This window comes from Gramella sp. Hel_I_59 (assembly GCF_006714895.1).
GTDB lineage: Bacteria > Bacteroidota > Bacteroidia > Flavobacteriales > Flavobacteriaceae > Christiangramia.
In genome coordinates, this window is record NZ_VFME01000001.1 from 2,831,170 (window position 1) to 2,853,259 (window position 22,090).

Here is a 22,090-nt window from a genome sequence, read left to right on the forward strand (position 1 = left end):
GTTAGGATTTTTCGGATTTGGCGATTACTGCTTTTAGGTTATTTAAGGTATTTACTTTATCGATAAACTGGGTGAAATTCTGGAATTGCTCACTAGGCCACTCCCCTTCGCGAATAATGAGAACTCTTTCTACTTCTATACTTTTATCTTCTTCGGAAGCGCTAATATTTATACTGAATTCTCCAAATTCTGAAGCGATCTCGTCACTTCCAGGTAATGCTTCGATCTCATAACCTTGCGGAATCTTAAAGCTGAAGTGATCTTTGTAGGTTTTTCCACGTTCGAACACAAAAGGCATGGTTCGCTCCTGTGAAGTTTTCTTCATGATGTTCCCCTGCTGAATAAAATTGAGCGGAACAAGTAATCTTTCCCCGGCAGGACTCGCCAGCCTGCTACCACTAAACTTCAGTTTCTCCTGAAATTGAATAGCTACACGGTCATCTTCAAAAGCAATGTTCTCAAAATGGAGATTCTGAAGTCTGCCCCATTCGTTTCTATAATATTTTTTGAGATTATCTTCCGTTTCTCTCTTTAATCCGTAGCGATCACCGTAGGGAATACCTTCCGAGATTCTGGTGAATTCCGCATCAAAATTGCCATTTTCATCCAGCTGAATATCGCATTCTATCGCCTGTACATTATCTGATACTTCATATTTTCTGGTACGTATGATCTCTCCACCTTCTTCTGTAACTCTTAGCGCGTAGCGATCATCTGTGAAGTCCCCCATATAGTTGAAAGGAGTAGTCTGGCTTGTACATTCCAACCACAGATCTGTTCCATCTTCCGCAGGAATATTGAGAATCACATGATTCCCCTGCATGATGGTGAAATCTGGCTCTATATCACGTTTTGAATCGCCTGCATGGATTACCGTGTAATAAGATTCGATTCCCTGACTTTTAAGCAAGGCTTTCGTATAGTTCGTTAATCCTTTACAGTCGCCATATCCCAGCCTGTCCACGTTCATGGCAGTTTCAGGTTCCCAGCCTCCAATGCCATATTGCACAGAAATATATCGGGTATTTTCCTGAACGTACTGGTAAATAAGCCTGGCTTTTTTTTCAATACTACTGGCAGAGCTGGTCAAATCTTCTATTTTCTTAATAGTGCTCTCCGGCAGATGATCATGTTCTGCAACCAGATTATCATACATCCATTTACCAAAATGTTTCCAGTCTCTGGTTTCTCCGGCAACACCCTTCAGCTCAAATTTTTCCATGCTAAATAGAAGGTTGGGTGTAGTATTGCGTAAAGACGGTTCGAAATCTTCGTGTTTTCTCGCTTTGATATTCCGAAGTTTATAAAGGAAATGATTCTTAACCGAATGATCTTCTATGGCAACCTTATCGAAATTGTTTTCCTGAAATCTTAGTGCATGCGCATCAGGGTTTTCAAGTTCGAAAATAGATTCTTCAATACTTACATTATAACCTTCCAGAGGAAACCATTGATCGAGAAATACAGTGTCTTCGTTTTCGAATTCACTGGTATAAATAACAGTATATGGATAGTTTCTGGCGTTATAATCCATATAACTAACCCTATTGTCTGCAAATAAGGTCCCTGAGCCAAAAGCACTAACGTCTGAAAAGTCCTTTTTCCTGAACTTTTCAACTTCATTTCCCATAGCGTCAATTATGATGGCCTGCTGTTTTGCTATCCCATCACCCTCATCGTAGTGCTGGTAAGCATCAATAAAGTATTCACCATTCTCATTGAAAACAGTGACAATGCGGGTAGTGTGTACGACCACTTTATCTATGTCTTCAACAACAAGTTTTGTGTGCATCTTGCGAACGACCGCATCTGCATTTTCCAATAATTCCGGGGAAATTTTTAAAATAGAATATTCTTGCTGGGAATACATGGAAGACATGCAGACCAGCAGCAAAAAAGTGATGATTCTTTTGCGCATTAAGCTGAAAAATAGGTTAGTTCAACCCGCAATATATAAAAAATTAACGCTTTTTAACGCTTTTCTTTCGAATCGATGATAATTGTTACTGGACCATCATTGAGCAAGGAAACTTTCATATCTCCTCCAAAGACTCCTACCCCAACACTTTTACCAAATTCTTTTTCGAAAGACTTTACAAAATCCTGATATAATGGTTCTGCAATATCAGGTTTGGCAGCATTAATAAAACTGGGCCTGTTCCCTTTTTTAGTACTGGCATGTAGGGTAAACTGACTTACTACAATAGCATCTCCATCTATAGTTTTGAGAGACTCATTCATTTTGCCCTCATCATCTCCGAAAATTCTCATGTTAATGATCTTACGGCAGAGCCAGTCGATATCTTCCTGGGTATCGCTCTCCTCTATTCCAAGTAGGATCAATAAACCATCGCGCATTACCGCGCACACTTTATGTTCTACGGTGACCGATGCTTTTGTGACTCGTTGTATTACTGCTCGCATTATTTCTGGTATTGATCTACTCTGTAGTTTTCATCTTCACCTTCCATGATCTGCAAATAACTTTTGTACCTGGACCAGGCGATCTCTCCTTCTTCAAGAGCATCTTTTACAGCGCATTTTGGTTCATTAAGATGCAGACAATTATGAAATTTACAATGTTGTTTTAGCTGAAAAAATTCCGGGAAATAGTCACCAATTTCTTCCTTGTCCATATCCACTACACCAAAACCTTTAATTCCGGGAGTATCTATGATTCTTGCATCAAATTGAAGGTCAAACATTTCAGCGAAAGTAGTGGTATGCTGCCCCTGGCTGTGCTGCCTGCTAATTTCGGAAGTTTTGAGATCGAGAGTAGGCTCTATAGCATTGATAAGAGTAGATTTTCCGGTACCACTATGACCAGAGATCATACTGGTCTTTCCAATCATCTTATCTTTTACTTTATCTACGTTTTTACCTTCTTTGGCTGAAATTCCAATACACTCATAGCCTGCACCGCGGTAAAGTTCTGCAAGGTATTTCACCTCAGCAAGTTCCTCAATGCTATAAGTATCTATTTTATTGAAAAGCAGTACTGCCGTGATAGCATAGGCTTCCGCAGTCACCAGAAAGCGGTCTATAAAAGTGGTTAAAGTGGGCGGATTATTAAGGGTAATAAGCAAGAAAACCTGGTCGACATTTGAAGCAATTATATGAGTTTGCTTTGAAAGATTAACCGACTTCCGGATAATATAGTTTTCCCGTTCGATGATCTTTTTGATAACCCCGGTTTCCTCCTCGCCATCTTCCACATCAAATCTTACGACATCTCCAACGGCAACAGGATTTGTACTTTTAATTCCCTGTATCCTGAACTTTCCTTTGATCCGGCATTGGTAAAATCGGCCATTCTCGGCTTTTACATGATACCAGCTCCCGGTAGACTTATAAACTACTCCCTGCATTAAGCTAAACTATTCATATCTAATAATTTCTTTCCGCAAATTTAGGCATTAATTTATGAAGCTACCGGGTAGCGTGAAATCATCCCTTATACATCAAGGATTTTCTGTTGGTGATTAATAGATTCCTGGTGAATGGCTTTGAATAATCTTAAAACGAATTCTTCACTCAGGCCTTTATCTTCACCTTCCAGAACCATTTTCCCAAGGATCTCGTTCCATCTTTTAGTTTGCAGAATGGCTACGTTCTGGTCTTTCTTTACCTGTCCTATTTCTTCGGAAATTTTCATACGTTTAGATAAGATCTCCAGAATCTGACTATCGGTAATATCAATCTTAGAACGCAAAGCTGTTAGCTTATTCTGAAAATCCTGACTGGCAGAGATCTCTTTTCTAACCTTTAGATCTTCCATCATCTGGATCAAAGTAGCTGGTGTAATTTGTTGCGCCGCATCACTCCAAGCTTTATCCGGAGTATGGTGAGTTTCCACCATGATTCCGTCGAAATTAAGATCCAGTCCTGTTTGGCAAAGATCAAAGATGATATCTCTTCTTCCTGCGATATGGGATGGATCCAGGATTAAAGGAAGGTCCGGGAATTTATTTTGTAGTTCGATAGGAATCTGCCATTCCGGGTTGTTACGGTACTTCGTTTTCTCGTAAGCAGAGAAGCCACGATGTATTACACCAAGGTTGTTGATATCTGCCGTGTGTAAGCGCTCAACCGCTCCCAGCCACAAAGCAAGATCTGGATTTACAGGGTTTTTTACCAGTACGATCTTATCAGTTCCTTTCAAAGCATCTGCGATCTCCTGTACTATAAATGGAGAAACCGTTGTTCGCGCTCCAATCCAGAGAATATCTACATCATGTTTTAATGCAAGATCAACATGGTTCGGGTTGGCAACTTCAGTAGTAGTTAGCATTCCGGTTTCCTCTTTCGCCTTCTGAAGCCATTTTAGACCCAGTGCTCCAACACCTTCGAAATTCCCAGGGCGAGTTCTTGGTTTCCAGATTCCTGCACGTAAAACAGTCGCGTCACTATCTTTTAACTGGTGAGCGATCGTTAATACCTGCTCTTCGGTTTCTGCACTACAAGGCCCTGCGATCACCAACGGGTGAGACAGGTTGAAGTTGTCTAACCATCCTCTGAGTTCTTTTTTATTTTCCATTCTCCTGTAATTTTAATTCTTCGTTCTTATTTATTCCGTTTAATACTTCTTTTATATGATTGGTTCGATCCATTTCCTGGTAAAGCTGATCGAAATTGTCTTCCTGCATCAATTTCCTGAAATTCTGAAGATTCAGAATATATTCATCAAGAGTTTCCAGGACATTTTTTTTATTCTGACTGAAGATCGGTGCCCACATGGCCGGTGAACTTTTAGCAAGTCTCACGGTGGAGGCAAATCCACTACCAGCAAGGTCGAAAATATCCCGCTCGTTCTTTTCCTTTTCCAGTACTGTTTTTCCCAGCATAAAGGAACTAATGTGCGATAAATGAGAAACATAAGCTATATGACGATCATGTGAACGGGCATCCATATATCGTATTCTCATTCCTATCTTCTGAAATACCTCTAAAGCTTTTTCCTGAAGTTTGAAAGCAGTCTTTTCTACTTCGCAGATAATATTGGTCTTATTTCTGAATAATCCATGAATTGCAGCCTGCGGACCAGAAAACTCTGTTCCCGCGATTGGATGTGCTGCCAGAAAGTTTCTTCTTTTCGCATGATCCTCGACTACCTGGCAAATATTCTCTTTAGTCGACCCTGCATCTATCACCACGCAATCATCTTTTACTCTATCCAGGATTTCAGGAAGAACTTTAATGCTGGCATCTACTGGAATTGCAAGATAAACAAGGTCGGCTTCATGAATATCTTCTATCGTAGACATTCTATCGATAAGACCTAGTTCAAGCGCCTGCTTCAGGTGATCCTCATTTCCATCTATTCCGGCAATACTAATTCCAGGAATACCGGCTTTTAGATCCAGCGCGAAACTGCCGCCAATTAATCCAATTCCTACTATAAATACCTTCATGATCTAATTCTTTTTAAAGCTTCATCGATCATTTCTTCCGTAGCACAAAGGGAGAAACGAACATAATCTCTTCCCTGCTCACCAAATATAAAACCCGGAGTTACGAACAGATTTTTATCATACAACAATTCATCAACCAGGCTTTCTGCACTTTTACCTGCAGGAGCCTTCGCCCAAACAAAAAGTCCAGACTGCCCCGGGGCTGCTTCACAATTCAATGTTTTTACCAGTTCCAGAACTTTCTTTTTTCTTGAACTGTATAACTCGTTTAAATTTACAAACCATTCATCTGAAAGTTGAAGTGCCTTTACTGCCCCAGCCTGCAAAGGATAGAACATACCACTGTCCATATTGGATTTTACTTTTAGAACAGCTTCAATACTTTTTGAACTTCCGGCGAGCATTCCAACTCTCCAGCCAGCCATATTAAAACTTTTACTTAGCGAATTAAGTTCCATCACGTAGTCGCTCCTTTTATGGGAATCTAGAATACTCAAAGGTTCTGTATTCTGAATAAAACTATATGGATTATCATTGACTACCAGAATTTCATTCTTTTCAGCAAAAGCGGTCAGTTTTTCAAAGAAGTCTGCAGTCGCCTTGGTTCCCGTAGGCATATGCGGATAATTCACCCACATGATCTTTACATTTTCAAGTCCCTGTTGCTCTAATGCTTCCAGGTCTGGCAACCAGTTCTGCGATTCATCCAAAGTGTATTTCTGAACTTCTGCCTGTAGTAAGCCGGAAACTGAAGTATAGGTAGGATAACCTGGATCCGGGACTAAAACTTTGTCTCCTTTATTCAGGAATGCCATGGAAATATGCATAATCCCTTCCTTGCTTCCCATGAGCGGAAGAATTTCATTTTCAGCATCCAGATTTACATGATAATACCGAGAATAAAAAGCTATCATAGCATTTCTTAGTTCCGGAATTCCTTTATATGGCTGGTATTGATGCGCTTTGGAATGTTTTAGCCCATTTTGCATCGCATCAATTACTTGCTGCGGTGGTGCAAGATCCGGACTTCCAATTCCAAGATTGATTACCGGTTTGCCCTGTTCTCGCAAAGCTGCCACTTCCCTTAATTTTTTGGAGAAGTAGTATTCCTGTACGCTTTCCAGTCTTTCTGCTGTCTTCATGACAATCTGCTTTTGTATATTCCTAATATGTTCAGGTCCTCGGTCATTAATCTCAATACATCCATCGCACGATCAAAATCTTCGCTTTTATCAAAGATCACATCTACGAAAAATGAATATTTCCAGGGCTCGTCTATGATTGGCAATGACTGTATCTTGGTTAGATTCAAATAGGAATCACGTAGGATATTGAGTACTGAAACCAGGCTTCCACGATCACTCTTTAAATCAAATTTTAAAGATGCTTTATCAAGAATTTCACCATTCGGCTTTTGTTCTTCTGTTCCCAGAACCAGAAATCTGGTGGTATTGGATTTGATCGTATGAATGCCTGAAGCTAGAATTTCGAGTCCGTACATACTTGCCGCCGCAGGACTTGCTACCGCCGCAACTTTCAGTTTTTTTTCTGAAGAAATTCTACGGGCGGCCTCTGCAGTATCTGCATCTTCGATCAACTTAATATGCGGATGTTTTTTAAAAAAATCCTTGCACTGCAATAAAGCCATAGGATGAGAATATACTTTTTTGATATCCTCTATTTTCTGACCTTTCACCGCCATCAAATTCATATTCACCGGAGTGTAATGCTCTCCAATGACCTTTAACTTGTATTCATCAATCAGGGCATAATTAGGAAGAATAGAGCCTGCAATACTGTTTTCGATAGCCATCACTGCTTCTGTGGTGCCACCTGAGGCTAGCGCTGTAGTGAGTTCCTGAAATGACATATGTTCAGCCACAGCAGTTTGCTCTCCAAAATAGTCCATCACCACGAGGTGATGAAAAGATCCTTTAATACCCTGAATTCCGACTTTTCTCATTTTTTTCCAAAAAAAAAGTCCCGATCTAAGATCGAGACTTTTATATAATTTTAGCTTACTTAATCATATAGCATTCCCGATTCTATTCCTGGTATAGAAATAAAAATAATAGAATGCGTTCCAGTTAATTAAGCTTGTCATTTCAATAATTATGAATTACTAAAGTAGTACTAATATTCAAGACTCAAAATTAAACGGGATCCAAATTGGAACTTTTCCCATATTCGGAAAATTGATGTGAATTATTTACAGATTACGATTTAATACCTCAAAATTGACTGCTAACATTGAAAGATAATCAGTGAGTTCTCTGAAGATTTATTCCTAATTTTGATCTCAATCTATGTCTATACAAGTAAATAATATATCAAAAAGCTTCGGAGATCAGCAGGCGCTAGAAAATGTAAGCTTTGAAATTGGCCGCGGTGAGATCGTTGGATTCCTTGGACCTAATGGTGCGGGAAAATCTACTTTGATGAAGATTCTTACTGGCTACCTTTCTGCAGATTCCGGGGAAGCCAAGATCAATGATTTCACGCTGGATACTCAGCTGGCAGATCTTCAGCGAAGTATTGGATATCTGCCTGAGCACAATCCACTATATACTGAAATGTATGTTCGGGAGTACCTGCAGTTCCATGCATCCATATTTTCAGCTCCGAAGGACAGGATCGAAGAAGTCATTAATCTTACCGGGCTTTCACCTGAAGCAAACAAAAAAATAGAACAGCTATCGAAAGGATACCGGCAACGTGTTGGACTTGCGGCTGCGCTATTGCATGATCCCGAGGTATTGATCCTGGATGAACCTACTACTGGTCTCGATCCGAATCAGTTGGTTGAAATAAGATCATTAATTAGTTCTATTGGAAAAGACGGCAAGGATGGTAAGCGGGGAAAAACCGTATTTCTTTCCACTCATATTATGCGTGAGGTGGAAGCCATCTGTGACCGGGTCATCATTATTAATAATGGAAAGATCGTCGCCGATAAGTATCTCAAAGATCTTAGGAATGAAAAAGAACAGGTGATCTTTGTAGAATTCGACTATCGAATTGAAGAAATTGCTCTTCAAAAGATCCCTGGAATGATCTCTGCAAAAAATACCGGCGGCTTTACCTATGAGCTAATTTTTGATTCCAATAAAGACATGCGTCCGGCTGTTTTTGATTTCGCCCATGATAACGGACTCAAAACGCTACAGCTAAATCAAAAGACCAAGAACCTGGAAACTCTGTTTGCTGAACTTACCCAAAAATAGCATCGAGCGAGCACAGGTTCAATAACCCAAGGCTACAGTTATAGCTCTAAAACTGCCTTTTAGTTGTTTGCGTTAGGGATTGTAGCGGCATCCTTTGGACACGAGGCTGAGCTTGTCGAGGGATTGTGTTCAAAGATATAGCGGAAAGCCCGGCCCAAAGGGAAACGCCCAAATTTTTAAAGATCTCTGCAGTAGTTACCTGGAAACTTTGTTTGCTGAACTTACCCAAAAATAAAATCAATCGACAAGTTAAAGGACCTAAGTTTCAACTCTAGTCCTGTTTAGTAAAATTTTGCGTTAGGGATTGCAGCGGCATCCTTTTAACACGAGGCTGAGCTTGTCGAGGCTTCATGTTAAAAGATAAAGCGGAAAGCCCGGCCCAAAGGGAAACGCACAAATCTGAAAAATCATTGAACTATTCAAAAATCAATCTGCCTTCAAAATGTTCCGTTACATCAACATCTGCCGGCCTGTTTACCGAAATAATATCTCCATAACTAAAAAGATCGGCTTTCAAAGATTGTTGCGGATTAATGATCAACTTATTCGTCCCGCGATGTAAAAGGTCATAATGCAGTACGACAAGATCTCTAGCTTCCAACCTGGAATCTCCAGCTGCAAAGAAGCCGTCAAAATTTTCTACGCTTCCAGAAAGAAAGAAATGCGAATAATTATCGCTGGTGATCCGGAAGTTCTTTACTTCAAGATCCAGTGTAAAATCACCATTGGTATAAACCTCAATATCTTTATCCTGATTTTCGGAAACCAACCAAAGCTCATCCAAGCGTAAAGTTCCAACACTTTCTATCATCAAATTTCCTGCGTGTCTTAAGTAAGTAAGATCGGGAACAGTGACATAAACTTTGGTTATATTAAAATCACGCACAAAATTACAATCGTTCTCGTTTCGTAAAACCAACTGACCATCGATCACTTTAGCCGAGACCTCATTCCGAAGATTTTCACCGGTTTCAATAATAACTTTTTGCGTTTCTCCCTGTTCGATAAACAATTTGATCTTATCATAAACCAGGATCTCGTCAAAACTTTCAAGTACTATTTCTTCGGAAGTGATCGCGCCAGCTTTCTGAAAACAGTCATTGGCATCTTCAGAATCACAACTCCAGAGTACTATTCCGAAGAATAAAAATATCAGTTTTTTCATAATCTGTAACCTATTGAAAATTCTACTGCTTCCGCATTTGCTCCATGGGATCTAACTGTGACCGAAGCCCACCAGTCTTTAGAAAAATCACGTTGCAAACCCATTCGGTTGTAAACTCTATCCACATAATCATCATATGGATAGTAAGCATAATACCCAAGATGCGTGATCAGGGAGATTTTATTGAAAGTGAGTTTGTGACCTAGAAATAATCCCACTCGCTTAGCATCCTCATCGCCTGAAGTTCCTTTCTGCGGAAATGCTATCGACTGATACCTGATAAATTCTTCCAGAGACCTTGAAAAGAAAAGCTCTGCTCCTCCATGCAGCGTACTTCTGTGATTCAGAACTTTATCTGCATACGCTGAAACCGTCAAAAATGGCAATCTTGGAGAACCTATCACCCCTGAAGTATTCACACCACTTCGAACAGCAAAATTATAATGAAAAGGTTCGGTATATTTTTCTTCCTCTCCTCTCGGGATATAGTCGGGATGCTCCTTATGGTCCAGCAGGTAATTAACTCCTACGTTGAAAGTGAAGGTATTTGTACTATGATTTGGAGAACCCATATCTGCATTGGAATAATGTATAATGGTTACTCCTGCATTCATTCCCAATCCGCCTACGATCTTTTCCTTGTGAATATTTCCCATTAAATAGGTAGAACTCAAAAAGCGGGTTCCGTAGGCATTATTCTGATAATTGGTATCAGCATCGTAAGGATCTGTGGTATAAGCTACTCCCTGGCCTATTCGAAACATCAGCAATCGCTGCAGGAAATAGAAACTGAAATGACCGTAAACAGAATAATTCTCTCCGAGATACTGATTCTTCATATTCTGATAGATAAAAGAATATCCAAAATCAGGATAATTATACCTGCTTTCCCATTTTTCGAGTCCGTAGGTTTTCCGGTTCACGCTCAGTAAAAAACCTTCCTGGTGCTCATCGATCAAATGTGCAATATCCGGGTTGTGTTCAAGGATACTTCCATAAAAATAGCTGGCATCGAAGGAATAATATTTTTCAGGTTTTTCTTCCTGTGCCTGTATGAACAAGCTGAAAAACATGAGGAGAGCGGGGAGAATTCTTTTCATACGGAGACAAATCTAACATATTTACGAATATTATTCCGTTAGAGTTTGAACTTAGAAAACTGCTTCAGCAATCTGCCTGATATTCGTACTTTTTCCCATGGAATAATAGTGCAAAACAGGCGCCCCACCCTTGATCAATTCTTTGCTTTGCTGGATACACCATTCTACACCAACCTGCCGTACCTCTTGATTATTTTCACATTTTTCCACTTCGTGAATCAAAGCTTCCGGAAGATCCACGTGGAATCTATGCGGCAGTAAACTCAATTGTTTTATAGTCGCCAAAGGCTTCAATCCCGGAATAATAGGCACATTGATCCCCTGATCCCGGCATTTTTCAACGAATTCGAAATAGCACTGATTATTAAAAAACATCTGGGTCACCACATATTCTGCTCCGGCATCTACTTTTTGTTTTAAGCGCCGAACATCGGAATCTATACTCGGAGCCTCCATATGTTTTTCCGGATAACCAGCAACGCCAATACAAAAATCTGTGTTATGACCTTTTTCGATGACCTCATCCAGATATTTACCTTCGTTCATATCCCTGATCTGTTCCACCAGCTCACTGGCAAATTGGTGTCCGTTTGCTTCCGGCTTAAAATAAGTTTCGCTTTTTACTGCATCTCCCCGAAGTGCCACTACGTTCTTGATTCCCAGAAAATCCAGGTCGATCAGGAAATTCTCGGTGTCTTCCTTTGAAAAACCTCCGCAAAGAATATGAGGTACCGCATCCACTCCATATTTGCTTTGAATCGCAGCACAGATCCCAACAGTTCCGGGACGTTTTCTAACGATCTTTTTTTCCAGGAGTCCGTTTTCACGTTCAGAATACACATATTCTTCACGATGGTAAGTCACGTCTATAAATGGCGGATTGAATTCCATCAAAGGATCGATATTTTCGTAAATCGAATTGATATTAAATCCTTTTAAAGGCGGTAGGATCTCAAAAGAGAATACTGTTTCTCCCGTGGTTTTCTCCAGATGTTCGGTAATCTTCATGATTTTGATACTAATTTCAATTTGGGCGTTGCCCTTCGGGCCGGGCTTTTCGCTTTATCTTTTAGTACGATGCTTCGACAGGCTCAGCTTCGTACTAAAAGGATGCCGCTGCAATCCCTAACGCATATTTTTCACTTCACAATTTTTTTCGTTCTGAACCTGTTTCAGAATCTTTAAAGAACCTGAAATCGATTATTCAAGGAGTTGAATTAATTCAGCTTCACTGACATCGTTTCTGACTTCCCTAATTTCCTGTTGGTCTAAAGACTAACTTCTTAATACTCAGTACTAGTCCGAAATATTTGGATTTAACCATTTTTCAGCTTTGAGATAATCAATGCCTTTTCTTTCAGCATAATCCTTAACCTGGTCTTCTTTGATTTTTCCCAGTCCAAAATATTTAGCTTCAGGATTGGCAAAATAATAACCACTCACACTTGCCGCAGGCCACATCGCCAGGCTTTCGGTAAGCTCCACGCCGATTTTCTCCTTTACTTCAAGAATCTCCCAGATCGTTAGTTTTTCCAGATGATCCGGGCATGCCGGATAACCAGGCGCTGGCCGGATACCTTTATATTCTTCTTTAATCAAAGCCTCATTAGTAAGATTTTCAGCAGCGGCATAACCCCAATCCTCTGTCCTCACTTTCTTATGCAGATATTCAGCAAAAGCTTCGGCTAGCCTATCTGCCAGTGCTTTGATCATGATCGAGTTGTAATCGTCCAGATTCTTTTCGAATTCCTGCGCTAATTCCTGGGTTCCAAAACCTGTAGTCACACAAAAACAACCTATATAATCCTGAACGCCATTTTCTTTTGGAGCTATAAAATCTGATAACGCATAATTGGGCTGATCTCCATGCTTTTTCAATTGCTGACGAAGTGTTCTGAAAATAGCAGTTTTCTGTTCTGAATCTTCAGAATATTTTACTTCAATATCATCGTTTTCAACACAATTCGCTTCAAATAATCCAAATGTTGCTTTTGCCTTCAGTAGCTTTTCCTTCAGAATTCGTTGCAGTAAAACCTGCGCATCTTCAAATAGACTCTGTGCCTGCTCGCCAACTTTTTCATCTTTCAGAATATCTGGATAGCGGCCATGCAAATCCCAGCTTCTAAAAAATGGAGACCAGTCGATATAATCCAGTAATTTTGAAAGATCAAAGTCATCTATCACCTGTGAACCAAGCTTATTCGGTTTCTTGATATCTGTTTTCTTCCAGTCAATCTGATATTTATTTTTTCGGGCTTCTTCAATACTTAGAAATGATTTGACCTTACTTCGCTTCTTAAAATTAAGGCGGAAAGTATCATAGTCGGTTTTAAGATCGCTCTTGTATTTTTCTTTCGTACTCTCCTTCAGTAATTGTCCAACAACTGTCACCGCCCGGGAAGCGTCATTTACATGCGCAACCGCATTCTTATATTGCGGATCTATTTTAACTGCAGTATGAGCTTTAGAGGTTGTTGCGCCACCTATCAATAAAGGGACAGAAAAATCCTGACGTTCCATTTCCTTCGCCAGAAACACCATCTCATCCAGGGACGGAGTAATGAGTCCGCTAAGTCCAATTACATCTACATTCTCTTTTTTTGCAGTTTCTATGATCTTCTCCGGTGGCACCATCACTCCTAGATCGATGATCTCGTAGTTATTGCATCCCAGCACCACAGCCACAATATTTTTTCCAATATCATGCACGTCGCCCTTAACTGTAGCCATCAATATTTTTCCTGCTGATTTTCTCTTATTGGATTTATCAGCTTCAATATAAGGGAGCAAATGCGCTACAGCTTTTTTCATTACTCGTGCCGACTTCACTACCTGCGGTAAAAACATTTTTCCGCTTCCAAAGAGATCACCAACTACGTTCATTCCAGTCATTAAATGACCTTCGATCACGTCCAATGGTTTTTCAGCTTCAATTCGCGCCTGCTCAATGTCTTCAAGAATATAGGCATCAATTCCTTTTACCAGGGCATGGGTAATTCTTTCTTGTAATGGTTTTTCACGCCAGGAAAGATCAATTTTATTCTCTTTTTTTCTTCCCACCACATTTTCAGCCAGTTCCAGAAGACGTTCGGTAGCATCTTCTCGCCGATCCAGGATCACATCTTCCACATGTTCCAGCAGCTCTTTCGGAATTTCGTCATATACCTCCAGCATTGAAGGATTTACGATCCCAATATTCATCCCGGCTTTGATCGCATGATATAGGAAAACTGAATGCATCGCCTCCCGTACCGGATTATTTCCACGGAAGGAAAACGAAACATTGCTCACTCCACCACTCACACTACAGTGCGGCAAATTTTCTCTAACCCAGCGAGTACCTTCAATAAAGTCGATCGCGTTTCTTTTATGTTCATCCATTCCTGTTCCCACAGGAAAAATATTAAGATCGAAAATGATATCTTCAGGAGGTAATTTCACCTTATGAACCAATATATTGTACGAACGTTTTGCTATCTCAATTCGGCGATCATAATTATCTGCCTGCCCTTTCTCATCAAAAGCCATCACGATCACAGCTGCACCATAACGTTTGATCTTTTTCGCATGAGCGATGAATTCTTCTTCACCTTCCTTCAGACTTATTGAATTCACCACACATTTCCCCTGAACTACCTGAAGTCCGGCCTCTATAATTTCCCATTTTGAACTGTCTATCATAATAGGCACCCGCGCAATATCAGGTTCGGCAACTACGAGGTTAAGGAATTTGACCATAGCTTCCTTACCTTCAATGAGTCCGTCATCCATGTTCACATCGATGATCTGCGCGCCATTTTCTACCTGTTCCCGGGCAACTTCCAGCGCTTCATCAAATTTCTCTTCTTTGATGAGACTCAGGAATTTCTTAGATCCGGCAACATTGGTTCGTTCTCCAACATTTATAAAGTTGCTATCCGGTGTGATCACCAAAGGTTCAAGTCCGGAAAGTTTCAATGGTCTTATTTGTGACATTCTATATACTTTCTGTTTCGAGCTGTGGTAAGACTCTAGGTTTGTAATTAGAAGCGATTTCAGCAATTGCTTTAATATGTTTTGGTGTGGTTCCGCAGCAACCGCCAAGAATATTCACCAGACCTTTTTCAAGATATTCTTCTATCTGGGAAGCCATTTCCTGCGCGTTCTGGTCGTATTCACCAAAGGCATTAGGTAAGCCAGCATTAGGATAAGCTGAAACTCCCGAATTCGCATAGCGGTTCAAAACTTCCAGATGCGGAGTCAATTGTTTTGCCCCCAAAGCGCAGTTAAAACCAACGCTTAATAAAGGAATATGAGATACTGAAATAAGAAAAGCTTCTGCAGTTTGTCCGGATAGGGTTCTTCCGGAGGCATCGGTAATCGTTCCGCTTACCATGATAGGAATATCAAGATTCTGTTCCTCTTTTAATTCTTCAATTGCAAAAAGTGCTGCTTTAGCGTTCAATGTATCAAAAACAGTTTCTACAAGAAGAACATCTGCTCCACCTTCAACAAGTGCTTTTGCTTGTTGCTTATAAGCTTTCCGAAGTTGATCAAAAGAAATAGCGCGATAGCCGGGGTCGTTCACATCCGGGCTCATACTCGCAGTTTTGTTGGTTGGACCAATTGCCCCGGCTACGAATCTTGGTTTCGATGGATCTTCAGCAGTGACCTGCTCCGCGACTCCTTTCGCAATTCTTGCCGATTCAAAATTAAGCTCGTAAACGAAGTCTTCCATTTGATAATCGGCCATGGCGATAGTAGTTCCTGAGAAAGTATTGGTTTCTACAATATCGGCTCCGGCATCAAAGTATTTTCGATGGATGGTGGCAATAGATTCAGGTTGGGTAAGGGAAAGCAGATCATTATTTCCTTTTACAGAAACAGGCCAGTCGGCAAAACGTTTTCCGCGGAAATCTTCTTCAGAAAATTTATATTCCTGAAGCATGGTACCCATGGCACCATCTAGTATTAATATTTTTTGAGAGAGTAACTCTTCTAATTTCGACATGATTATTCAAATAATACGATATCAAAAAAAGAAGACTGGAAAGAATTCTGATTGTTATCTATCCGAGACTGAACTCAGTAGAATGTAGCACCTTCTCCTAAGGAGGGTTGCTAAGGTTTCACAGGGTCTAATCCCTCAACCTTTCTTGATAACGATTGTTAGTAAACAATGAACTTACGAGACAAATATAGGGTTCAGCCTCTAAAAACCAAGTGTTTTGGCAAAAAATTAATCTGATAATTAATAAGAGAAATTCCCGCTTTGCTGAACCTTCAATAAATTATTTTCACTCAATTCCTTTAGAAATGATCTAAATTCTTCTTTCATCTCCTTATTGGAAAGGGTAATTTCAAGATCTCTCTTTTCTCCAGATCTATGGGTAAAATATAAATGGTTCTTATTTCCGTAGATCGTGTGTTTCCAGAAACTGGCATATCCTACATAGTCAAAACCAAGATTCTGTAATTCTGTGATCTTATATGTTTTTAATTCGTTCTCTTTCTCAATGATGATCTCATTGCGAGTGATTTTTAAAAAGCCTAAAGTCCTTGGTTTTAGAAAACTTTGCCCTAGTGCGATAAACATACAGATAACATAAACCGCATGTGCGGAATGTAACAGCCATGGATTTTCCGGTTTCCAGACATACGCGATCACACCGCCACCCAACAATAGTACTGCTACCAGAATACGGACTTTCCAGGAGGGATCCCAGGTTTTTACAATTTTCGTTTCAAACGAATTCACTATATAACTTTTTCAGAATTAAGGCTCAAACTGTATGAAATCTCCGCAGCTTTTTCCAGCATTTTCGAAACTGAACAATATTTATCCATCGATAGTTTTACTGCTCTCTCCACTTTTGCTGCTGGAACGTCACCTTTCAGAATAAAATCAAGATGAATCTTTTTGAAAACATTAGGAATAGCACCATCTTCACGATAACCATCTACCTCAACCTGAAGATCTTCCAGCTCGTGATTTTGCTTTCTCAGGATCATCACAATATCTATACTGCTACAACCCGCAATTCCCCTAAGCAGGAGATCCATGGGACTCGCACCCTTTGGCTCCTCATCAGATTTGTTATCCAGCAATACTATATTCCCGCGCTCATTTACAGTCTCGAACAGGTAGTTCTCATTGATTCTCTTTAAGCTGATCTTCATTTCTTCAAATTTTCAATAAAGATAGGAATTCTTACACTTCTGAAGAGTAACCTTAGTTACCAGGATCTTCTAAACACTAATACTTTTAACCACTTCTCGTTTCGCTTCTTTTTTAGTTCCGTCGAAACCTTCCACCCCGCCCACAGTCGTGTACTTCAGCACGTACTTTTTATCTGGATTAATTCGCGCATAGGCACTCTGGCACATGATTGCAGCTTCATGAAAGCCAGACAATATTAGCTTCAGTTTACCTTTATAGGTATTCACATCGCCAATCGCATAAACCCCGGGAATATTTGTCTGGTAATCATAAGAATTATCTACTTTGATCGCATTCTTTTCAATTTCCAATCCCCAGCTTCCAATAGGTCCAAGTTTTGGGGATAACCCGAATAGTGGGATAAATTCATCCACTTCCCTGAACTCTTCACCACGCGCTTTATCCTGATGCCGAATAACCACTTTTTCCAGCTGGTCCTTCCCTTGCAGACCAACAACTTCTGCATTGGTGATCATTTCAATTTTTCCAAGTTTAGCCAATTCTGAAACTCTTTCTACGGAATCTAATGCTCCACGGAATTCTTCCCTTCTGTGTACTAAAGCAACTTCAGCAGCAACATCGGCTAAATAAATTGCCCAGTCTAAAGCAGAATCGCCGCCACCAGCGATCACCACACTTTTATTACGATACACTTCGGGGTCCTTGATAAAATAAGAAACTCCCTTATCTTCAAAATCTGTAATATTTGCAATAGGTGGCTTACGAGGTTCGAAAGAACCAAGTCCGCCGGCAATTGCAACAACGGGTGCATGATGCTGAGTGCCTTTGTTAGTAGTGACTATAAATGTTCCGTCATCCAGTTTTTCTAAAGTTTCTGCTCGCTCGCCAAGTGTAAAACCAGGCTCAAAAGATTTTATTTGCTCCATTAAATTCTTAACAAGATCACCAGCAAGGATCTCTGGAAACGCCGGAATATCGTAAATAGGTTTTTTCGGATAGATCTCAGAACACTGTCCGCCAGGTTGAGGCAGAGCATCAATAAGATGTGTTTTTAGTTTTAGAAGTCCCGCTTCGAATACGGTAAACAATCCTGTGGGTCCTGCTCCAATGATCAGGATATCTGTTTTAATCATTTTTCTCCTTTTTATATATTAAAGACTCAGTAATACTATTCATTTGTTCCACTTTGGCTTCGAAATCACCTTTGATGGATTTTCGATATTCATTCAAATTCTCCACCATTTCGTTCACATTTTCTGGAATTACTTCTTCAAAAAACTGTCGTAAACGCTTTGCGGTTGTTGGTGATTTTCCATTAGTGGAAATGGCGATTTTCACATGCCCCTTATTTACGATCCCGCCCATATAGAAATCGCACAACTCCGGTGTATCTGCGATATTCGCCAGTAAAAATCTCTTTTTTGCATCTTTATAAACCCTTTTATTCAGTTTTGCATCGTTTGTTGCAGCGATCACAAAGTGCCGTTTTTTCAGATATTTTCGTTTATACCTTCCCTTAGTCAATTTAGCTCCATGTTTTCTGGCAAGCTCTTCGGTTTCTTTCAGGAACCATTTTGCTATCACTTCAACCTTCGCATTAGGACTGGATTTAAAAAGAAAATGAAGCTTTTCGTGGCCTACATTTCCACCACCAACTACCAGAATATTAAGTTGATTCACTTTTAAAAAAACCGGATATAGTTCGTTTCTTTCTTCCATTATTATCTTGTATTACCTCTAAGCATTCATTCTGTTCATTTTTTCCATTGATGAAAAAACGAACCAAAAAAATCTAGGCTTACGAAACTTTATCTAAATTTCTCGTTTACCACCTAAATTTTAGAAACTCGCCATTCAAATTGAACCATTATAAAATTCCGTTTTGCTCAAACAGTCTAAAATTTTTCGGTGGCTTCACTTCAAATTTTACGATATACTTTCGGTAGGCCGTTTATCATTTTTTGCTTTATTTGTTTCCAAAAATCCCTAAACCTCAATTTGATTAACTTCCGGGAACCTTTGATTTTCAGTTTCCCATAAATTTCGACTTTTCTACTTCGTTCTAGGTGAGGGTTATCTAGCTACTATTATATTAAGCAGCTCCAATTTTTACGTATTCTTTTTGCTTAGGAAGACTTTTCACGTTCTGAAAAACGTTTTGTAAAGCATTCGCTTCCTTCACTACCTCACCAATCACGATGATCGCAGGCGCTCCAAGATTTTTTTCTGAAACGATTTTCTCAATAGTTTTTATAGTTCCAAAACCTGATTTTTCGTTCACAGTTGTACCATTCTGAATGATGCCCACAGGAATATCTTTTTTACCATAATTGCTGAAAATTTCAACAATTTCATCAAGTTTTCCCATCCCCATTAAAATCACCACAGTTGCGGTAGATTGTGCTGCCAATTGCACATCATTAGATAAACTCTTCTGGGAGGTGGTTCCTGTAATTACCCAAAAACTTTCAGAAGTGCCTCTCTGCGTCAGCGGAATCCCGACATTTGCCGGTACCGCGATCGAAGAAGTAATTCCAGAAACAACCGCAGTTTCCAGTCCATGCTTTCGAGCATAGTTGATCTCCTCAGACCCTCTCCCAAAGATGAATGGATCTCCTCCTTTAAGTCTTACCACATGTCCTTGTTCTGTAGCATATTTTACAATTAATTCATTGATCTCATCCTGAGAAAATCGGTGTTTATCCTTTCGTTTCCCCACGAAAATATGTCTCGCCTGTGGTGCATATTCCAATAGATCTCTATTAATAAGTGCATCGTACAGAATCACATTAGCCGACTTTAAAGTATTCAAAGCTTTTACTGTGATCAATTCCGGATCACCCGGACCTGCGCCTACTACGGTTAGTTTTGCTGAATTAAACATCCTGTACCTCCTTCGTTCTATAAGCATCTACTCTATTCAGAAATAACTGCGCATCTTCTAAATACTTTCTGGCAAAGTCCTCGCTAGGTTCATGCTGGTTTAACTGGTATGTAAATTCTTTAAAACTGGTCGCTAGATCGATCTTGCCGGTTTCAACGAATAGTTCATCGAATTGCGCAATGATTCCAGCCTGGGTATTCGTCTTTACGTCTTCAGCCAGCAGCAAGGCTTTCGCTGAATTCACAATTGAAGTATACGCATGATAAATACTGTCTGCCCAATCCATTCGTTCCAATGCAGATTTCGCATTATCGATCTTCTCTTCACTTTCAAACAATAATGTTGTAATTAGATCGATGACCACCCCGGCGCATTCCCCTACTCCTACTGCCTTTATATATGGAGTTTCATGACCCCAGTCCACAAACTCATTCTCGGAAATATTTGAAGTATCTGCCAGATCTTTCAGCAAGTCATAGAAATAGTTCTTTTCTTTACGATCATAATATTCGACAAATTTTTCCTGCGCTTCAGAATTCGCTTCAAAATCGTTCAGTATGATCCTTAATGCTTCAGGACCACGTTTACTGGGAACTTTTACGAGTTTATCGGCAAATCTACCCTTGCCATTTCCAAGGGTTCCACCACCAAGTAGCACTTGAAGTGCCGGTGCAACCGTTTTTCCGACTTTAATAGACATTCCCTGGAATCCAATTTCAGCCATATTATGCTGTCCACAGGCGTTCATACAACCACTAATTTTAATGGTGATATCCTTTCCATTAGTGAATTGCGGATATTCTTCTTTGAGAACATCTTCCAGCACATCGGCAATTCCAGTGCTGCTGGCGATACCAAGATTACAGGTATCGGTGCCCGGGCAGGCGGTAATGTCTACAGTCTTATTGTAACCAACTTCTGCATATCCCAGTTTTTTAAGTTCAGTATAGAAAAATGGTAATAGATCCTGCCGAACGTGACGAATCAAAATGTCCTGTCTCAAGGTTAATCTTAACTCGTTGCCTGCATATTTTTTAACCAAATCTGCTAGCTGCCTAGCTCCACGCGTATAAAAATCACCAAGCGGCACACGAATTCCAATAGCGAATAATCCTTCCTGCTTTTGCGCAAAAACATTGGTTTTCTTCCAGCTTTCGAAATCATTCCTATCTTCGATTTCTACGGAAGGAACCTCAACTTGTTGCAAAGCTGGAGCTGCTTCGAATCTTTCAATCTCAAATTCAGGTTGTTCTTGCGAAAGTGCCGTCTTTTGTTCGGCTACCAGTTTCATAAATGCTTCTTTTCCTATATCCTTCAGAAGAAATTTCATTCTTGCTTTGAGACGTTTCGCACGTTCACCATGTCGATCAAAAACCCGGAGTACACCTTCAATTAGAGGTATGATCTCTTCCGCAGGTAAAAAGTCATATAACTCATCTGCATGCCGGGGTTGTGAGCCCAGACCGCCACCAAGCATTACTTTGAATCCGCGTTTTCCATCCTTTAGTTTGGCGATAAAACCAAGATCATGTATATAACTAAGTGCAGTATCTTCATTTGAAGAAGAAAAGGACATCTTGAATTTTCTGCCCATTTCCTGGCAGATAGGATTCCGAAGAAAAAATTGAAAGGCAGCGTGTGCATATGGTGATACATCGAAAGGCTCGTTGGGATCTATCCCAGCGGTTGGCGAAGCTGTGATATTTCTTACCGTATTCCCGCAGGCTTCCCTAAGAGTGACATCATCTTTTTCCAGTTGCGCCCAAAGCTCGGGAGTCCTGTCCAGGCTCACGTAATGGATCTGGATATCCTGCCTGGTTGTAATATGCAACCTACCTTTGGAATACTCATCTGAAACATTGGCGATCCGGTGTAATTGCTCTGAAGTCACCTTTCCAAACGGCAGTTTTATACGAACCATTTGAACTCCCGACTGTCGCTGTCCATAAACTCCCCGTGCAAGGCGCAGGCTACGAAACTTTTCTTCATCAGCCTTTCCTTCGCGAAAAAGCCTGATCTTTTTTTCTAAATCCAGGATATCTTTCTCGACAACGGGATTTTCAATTTCGGTTCTAAAACTTTGCATGATCTTGATTATTTAAATGAAAAAAGTCCTTTTAAGAATGACACTTAAAAGGAGTTTTTA

19 protein-coding genes and 1 riboswitch are annotated in these 22,090 nt (G+C 40.1%); of the genes, 1 reads left to right on the forward strand and 18 read right to left on the reverse strand.

Translation table 11 applies throughout. From position 1 onward, the window contains the following. Position 1: 1 nt before the first annotated feature. The 7 genes from JM79_RS13070 to JM79_RS13100 all read right to left on the reverse strand — a co-directional run bounded on the left by JM79_RS13070 (position 2) and on the right by JM79_RS13100 (position 7,374). A complete protein-coding gene (locus JM79_RS13070) occupies positions 2 to 1,918 on the reverse strand; it encodes a transglutaminase family protein (protein ID WP_141878572.1) in 1,917 nt (638 codons plus the stop codon). A 53-nt stretch (positions 1,919 to 1,971) separates the two neighbouring features. Then, positions 1,972 to 2,424, reverse strand: coding sequence for a D-aminoacyl-tRNA deacylase (gene dtd / locus JM79_RS13075; protein ID WP_141878573.1), 453 nt, complete (start codon positions 2,422 to 2,424; stop codon positions 1,972 to 1,974). After that, positions 2,424 to 3,368, reverse strand: coding sequence for a ribosome small subunit-dependent GTPase A (gene rsgA / locus JM79_RS13080; protein ID WP_141878574.1), 945 nt, complete (start codon positions 3,366 to 3,368; stop codon positions 2,424 to 2,426). The genes dtd and rsgA overlap by 1 nt, the downstream gene beginning before the upstream one ends. A gap of 86 nt (positions 3,369 to 3,454) precedes the next feature. Further along, a complete protein-coding gene (locus JM79_RS13085) occupies positions 3,455 to 4,537 on the reverse strand; it encodes a bifunctional 3-deoxy-7-phosphoheptulonate synthase/chorismate mutase type II (protein ID WP_141878575.1) in 1,083 nt (360 codons plus the stop codon). Then, the gene (locus JM79_RS13090) at positions 4,527 to 5,411 is read right to left on the reverse strand and encodes a prephenate dehydrogenase (protein WP_141878576.1); all 885 of its coding nucleotides are present in this window, start codon (positions 5,409 to 5,411) and stop codon (positions 4,527 to 4,529) included. Before JM79_RS13090 ends, JM79_RS13085 begins: the two co-directional genes overlap by 11 nt. Next, positions 5,408 to 6,553 (reverse strand): aminotransferase class I/II-fold pyridoxal phosphate-dependent enzyme, encoded by a 1,146-nt coding sequence (locus JM79_RS13095; protein ID WP_141878577.1) that lies wholly within the window; start codon positions 6,551 to 6,553, stop codon positions 5,408 to 5,410. Before JM79_RS13095 ends, JM79_RS13090 begins: the two co-directional genes overlap by 4 nt. Then, positions 6,550 to 7,374, reverse strand: a complete 825-nt coding sequence (locus tag JM79_RS13100) for a prephenate dehydratase (RefSeq protein WP_141878578.1) — start codon at positions 7,372 to 7,374, stop codon at positions 6,550 to 6,552. The genes JM79_RS13095 and JM79_RS13100 overlap by 4 nt, the downstream gene beginning before the upstream one ends. Positions 7,375 to 7,717: 343 nt before the next feature. On the opposite strand from JM79_RS13100, the gene gldA reads away from it, so the two are divergent. After that, entirely contained in the window at positions 7,718 to 8,635 is a 918-nt protein-coding gene (gldA, locus tag JM79_RS13105; protein ID WP_141878579.1) for a gliding motility-associated ABC transporter ATP-binding subunit GldA, read from the forward strand. Positions 8,636 to 9,050: 415 nt separating this feature from the next. Here the strand turns inward: gldA and JM79_RS13110 are convergent, their stop codons facing one another. From JM79_RS13110 to JM79_RS13160, 11 genes are all read right to left on the reverse strand, one after another. Further along, positions 9,051 to 9,800 carry a head GIN domain-containing protein gene (locus tag JM79_RS13110; protein WP_141878580.1) on the reverse strand — a complete coding sequence of 250 codons (750 nt, stop codon included), beginning with the start codon at positions 9,798 to 9,800 and terminating at the stop codon, positions 9,051 to 9,053. Next, positions 9,797 to 10,900 (reverse strand): acyloxyacyl hydrolase, encoded by a 1,104-nt coding sequence (locus JM79_RS13115; RefSeq protein ID WP_141878581.1) that lies wholly within the window; start codon positions 10,898 to 10,900, stop codon positions 9,797 to 9,799. Before JM79_RS13115 ends, JM79_RS13110 begins: the two co-directional genes overlap by 4 nt. 51 nt (positions 10,901 to 10,951) lie before the next feature. After that, positions 10,952 to 11,908, reverse strand: a complete 957-nt coding sequence (metF, locus tag JM79_RS13120; RefSeq protein WP_141878582.1) for a methylenetetrahydrofolate reductase [NAD(P)H] — start codon at positions 11,906 to 11,908, stop codon at positions 10,952 to 10,954. Positions 11,909 to 12,196: 288 nt separating this feature from the next. Continuing rightward, positions 12,197 to 14,875 carry a methionine synthase gene (gene metH, locus JM79_RS13125; RefSeq protein WP_141878583.1) on the reverse strand — a complete coding sequence of 893 codons (2,679 nt, stop codon included), beginning with the start codon at positions 14,873 to 14,875 and terminating at the stop codon, positions 12,197 to 12,199. Position 14,876: 1 nt separating this feature from the next. Continuing rightward, on the reverse strand, positions 14,877 to 15,890 hold the full coding sequence (locus JM79_RS13130) for a homocysteine S-methyltransferase family protein (RefSeq protein WP_141878584.1): 1,014 nt from the start codon (positions 15,888 to 15,890) through the stop codon (positions 14,877 to 14,879). A 51-nt stretch (positions 15,891 to 15,941) separates the two neighbouring features. Next, positions 15,942 to 16,045, reverse strand: a riboswitch (SAM riboswitch). An 85-nt stretch (positions 16,046 to 16,130) separates the two neighbouring features. Further along, positions 16,131 to 16,637: a PspC domain-containing protein gene (locus JM79_RS13135; RefSeq protein ID WP_141878585.1), complete on the reverse strand. Its 507-nt coding sequence runs from the start codon at positions 16,635 to 16,637 to the stop codon at positions 16,131 to 16,133. Then, entirely contained in the window at positions 16,637 to 17,059 is a 423-nt protein-coding gene (locus tag JM79_RS13140; protein WP_141878586.1) for an OsmC family protein, read from the reverse strand. The genes JM79_RS13135 and JM79_RS13140 overlap by 1 nt, the downstream gene beginning before the upstream one ends. Positions 17,060 to 17,128: 69 nt before the next feature. Continuing rightward, positions 17,129 to 18,193 carry an NAD(P)/FAD-dependent oxidoreductase gene (locus JM79_RS13145; RefSeq protein WP_141878587.1) on the reverse strand — a complete coding sequence of 355 codons (1,065 nt, stop codon included), beginning with the start codon at positions 18,191 to 18,193 and terminating at the stop codon, positions 17,129 to 17,131. Then, the gene (locus JM79_RS13150) at positions 18,186 to 18,779 is read right to left on the reverse strand and encodes a bifunctional precorrin-2 dehydrogenase/sirohydrochlorin ferrochelatase (protein WP_141878588.1); all 594 of its coding nucleotides are present in this window, start codon (positions 18,777 to 18,779) and stop codon (positions 18,186 to 18,188) included. Before JM79_RS13150 ends, JM79_RS13145 begins: the two co-directional genes overlap by 8 nt. A 373-nt stretch (positions 18,780 to 19,152) precedes the next feature. Further along, positions 19,153 to 19,944, reverse strand: a complete 792-nt coding sequence (gene cobA, locus JM79_RS13155) for a uroporphyrinogen-III C-methyltransferase (protein WP_141878589.1) — start codon at positions 19,942 to 19,944, stop codon at positions 19,153 to 19,155. Continuing rightward, positions 19,937 to 22,030, reverse strand: coding sequence for a HEPN domain-containing protein (locus JM79_RS13160; protein ID WP_141878590.1), 2,094 nt, complete (start codon positions 22,028 to 22,030; stop codon positions 19,937 to 19,939). Before JM79_RS13160 ends, cobA begins: the two co-directional genes overlap by 8 nt. Between the last annotated feature and the right edge of the window lie 60 nt (positions 22,031 to 22,090).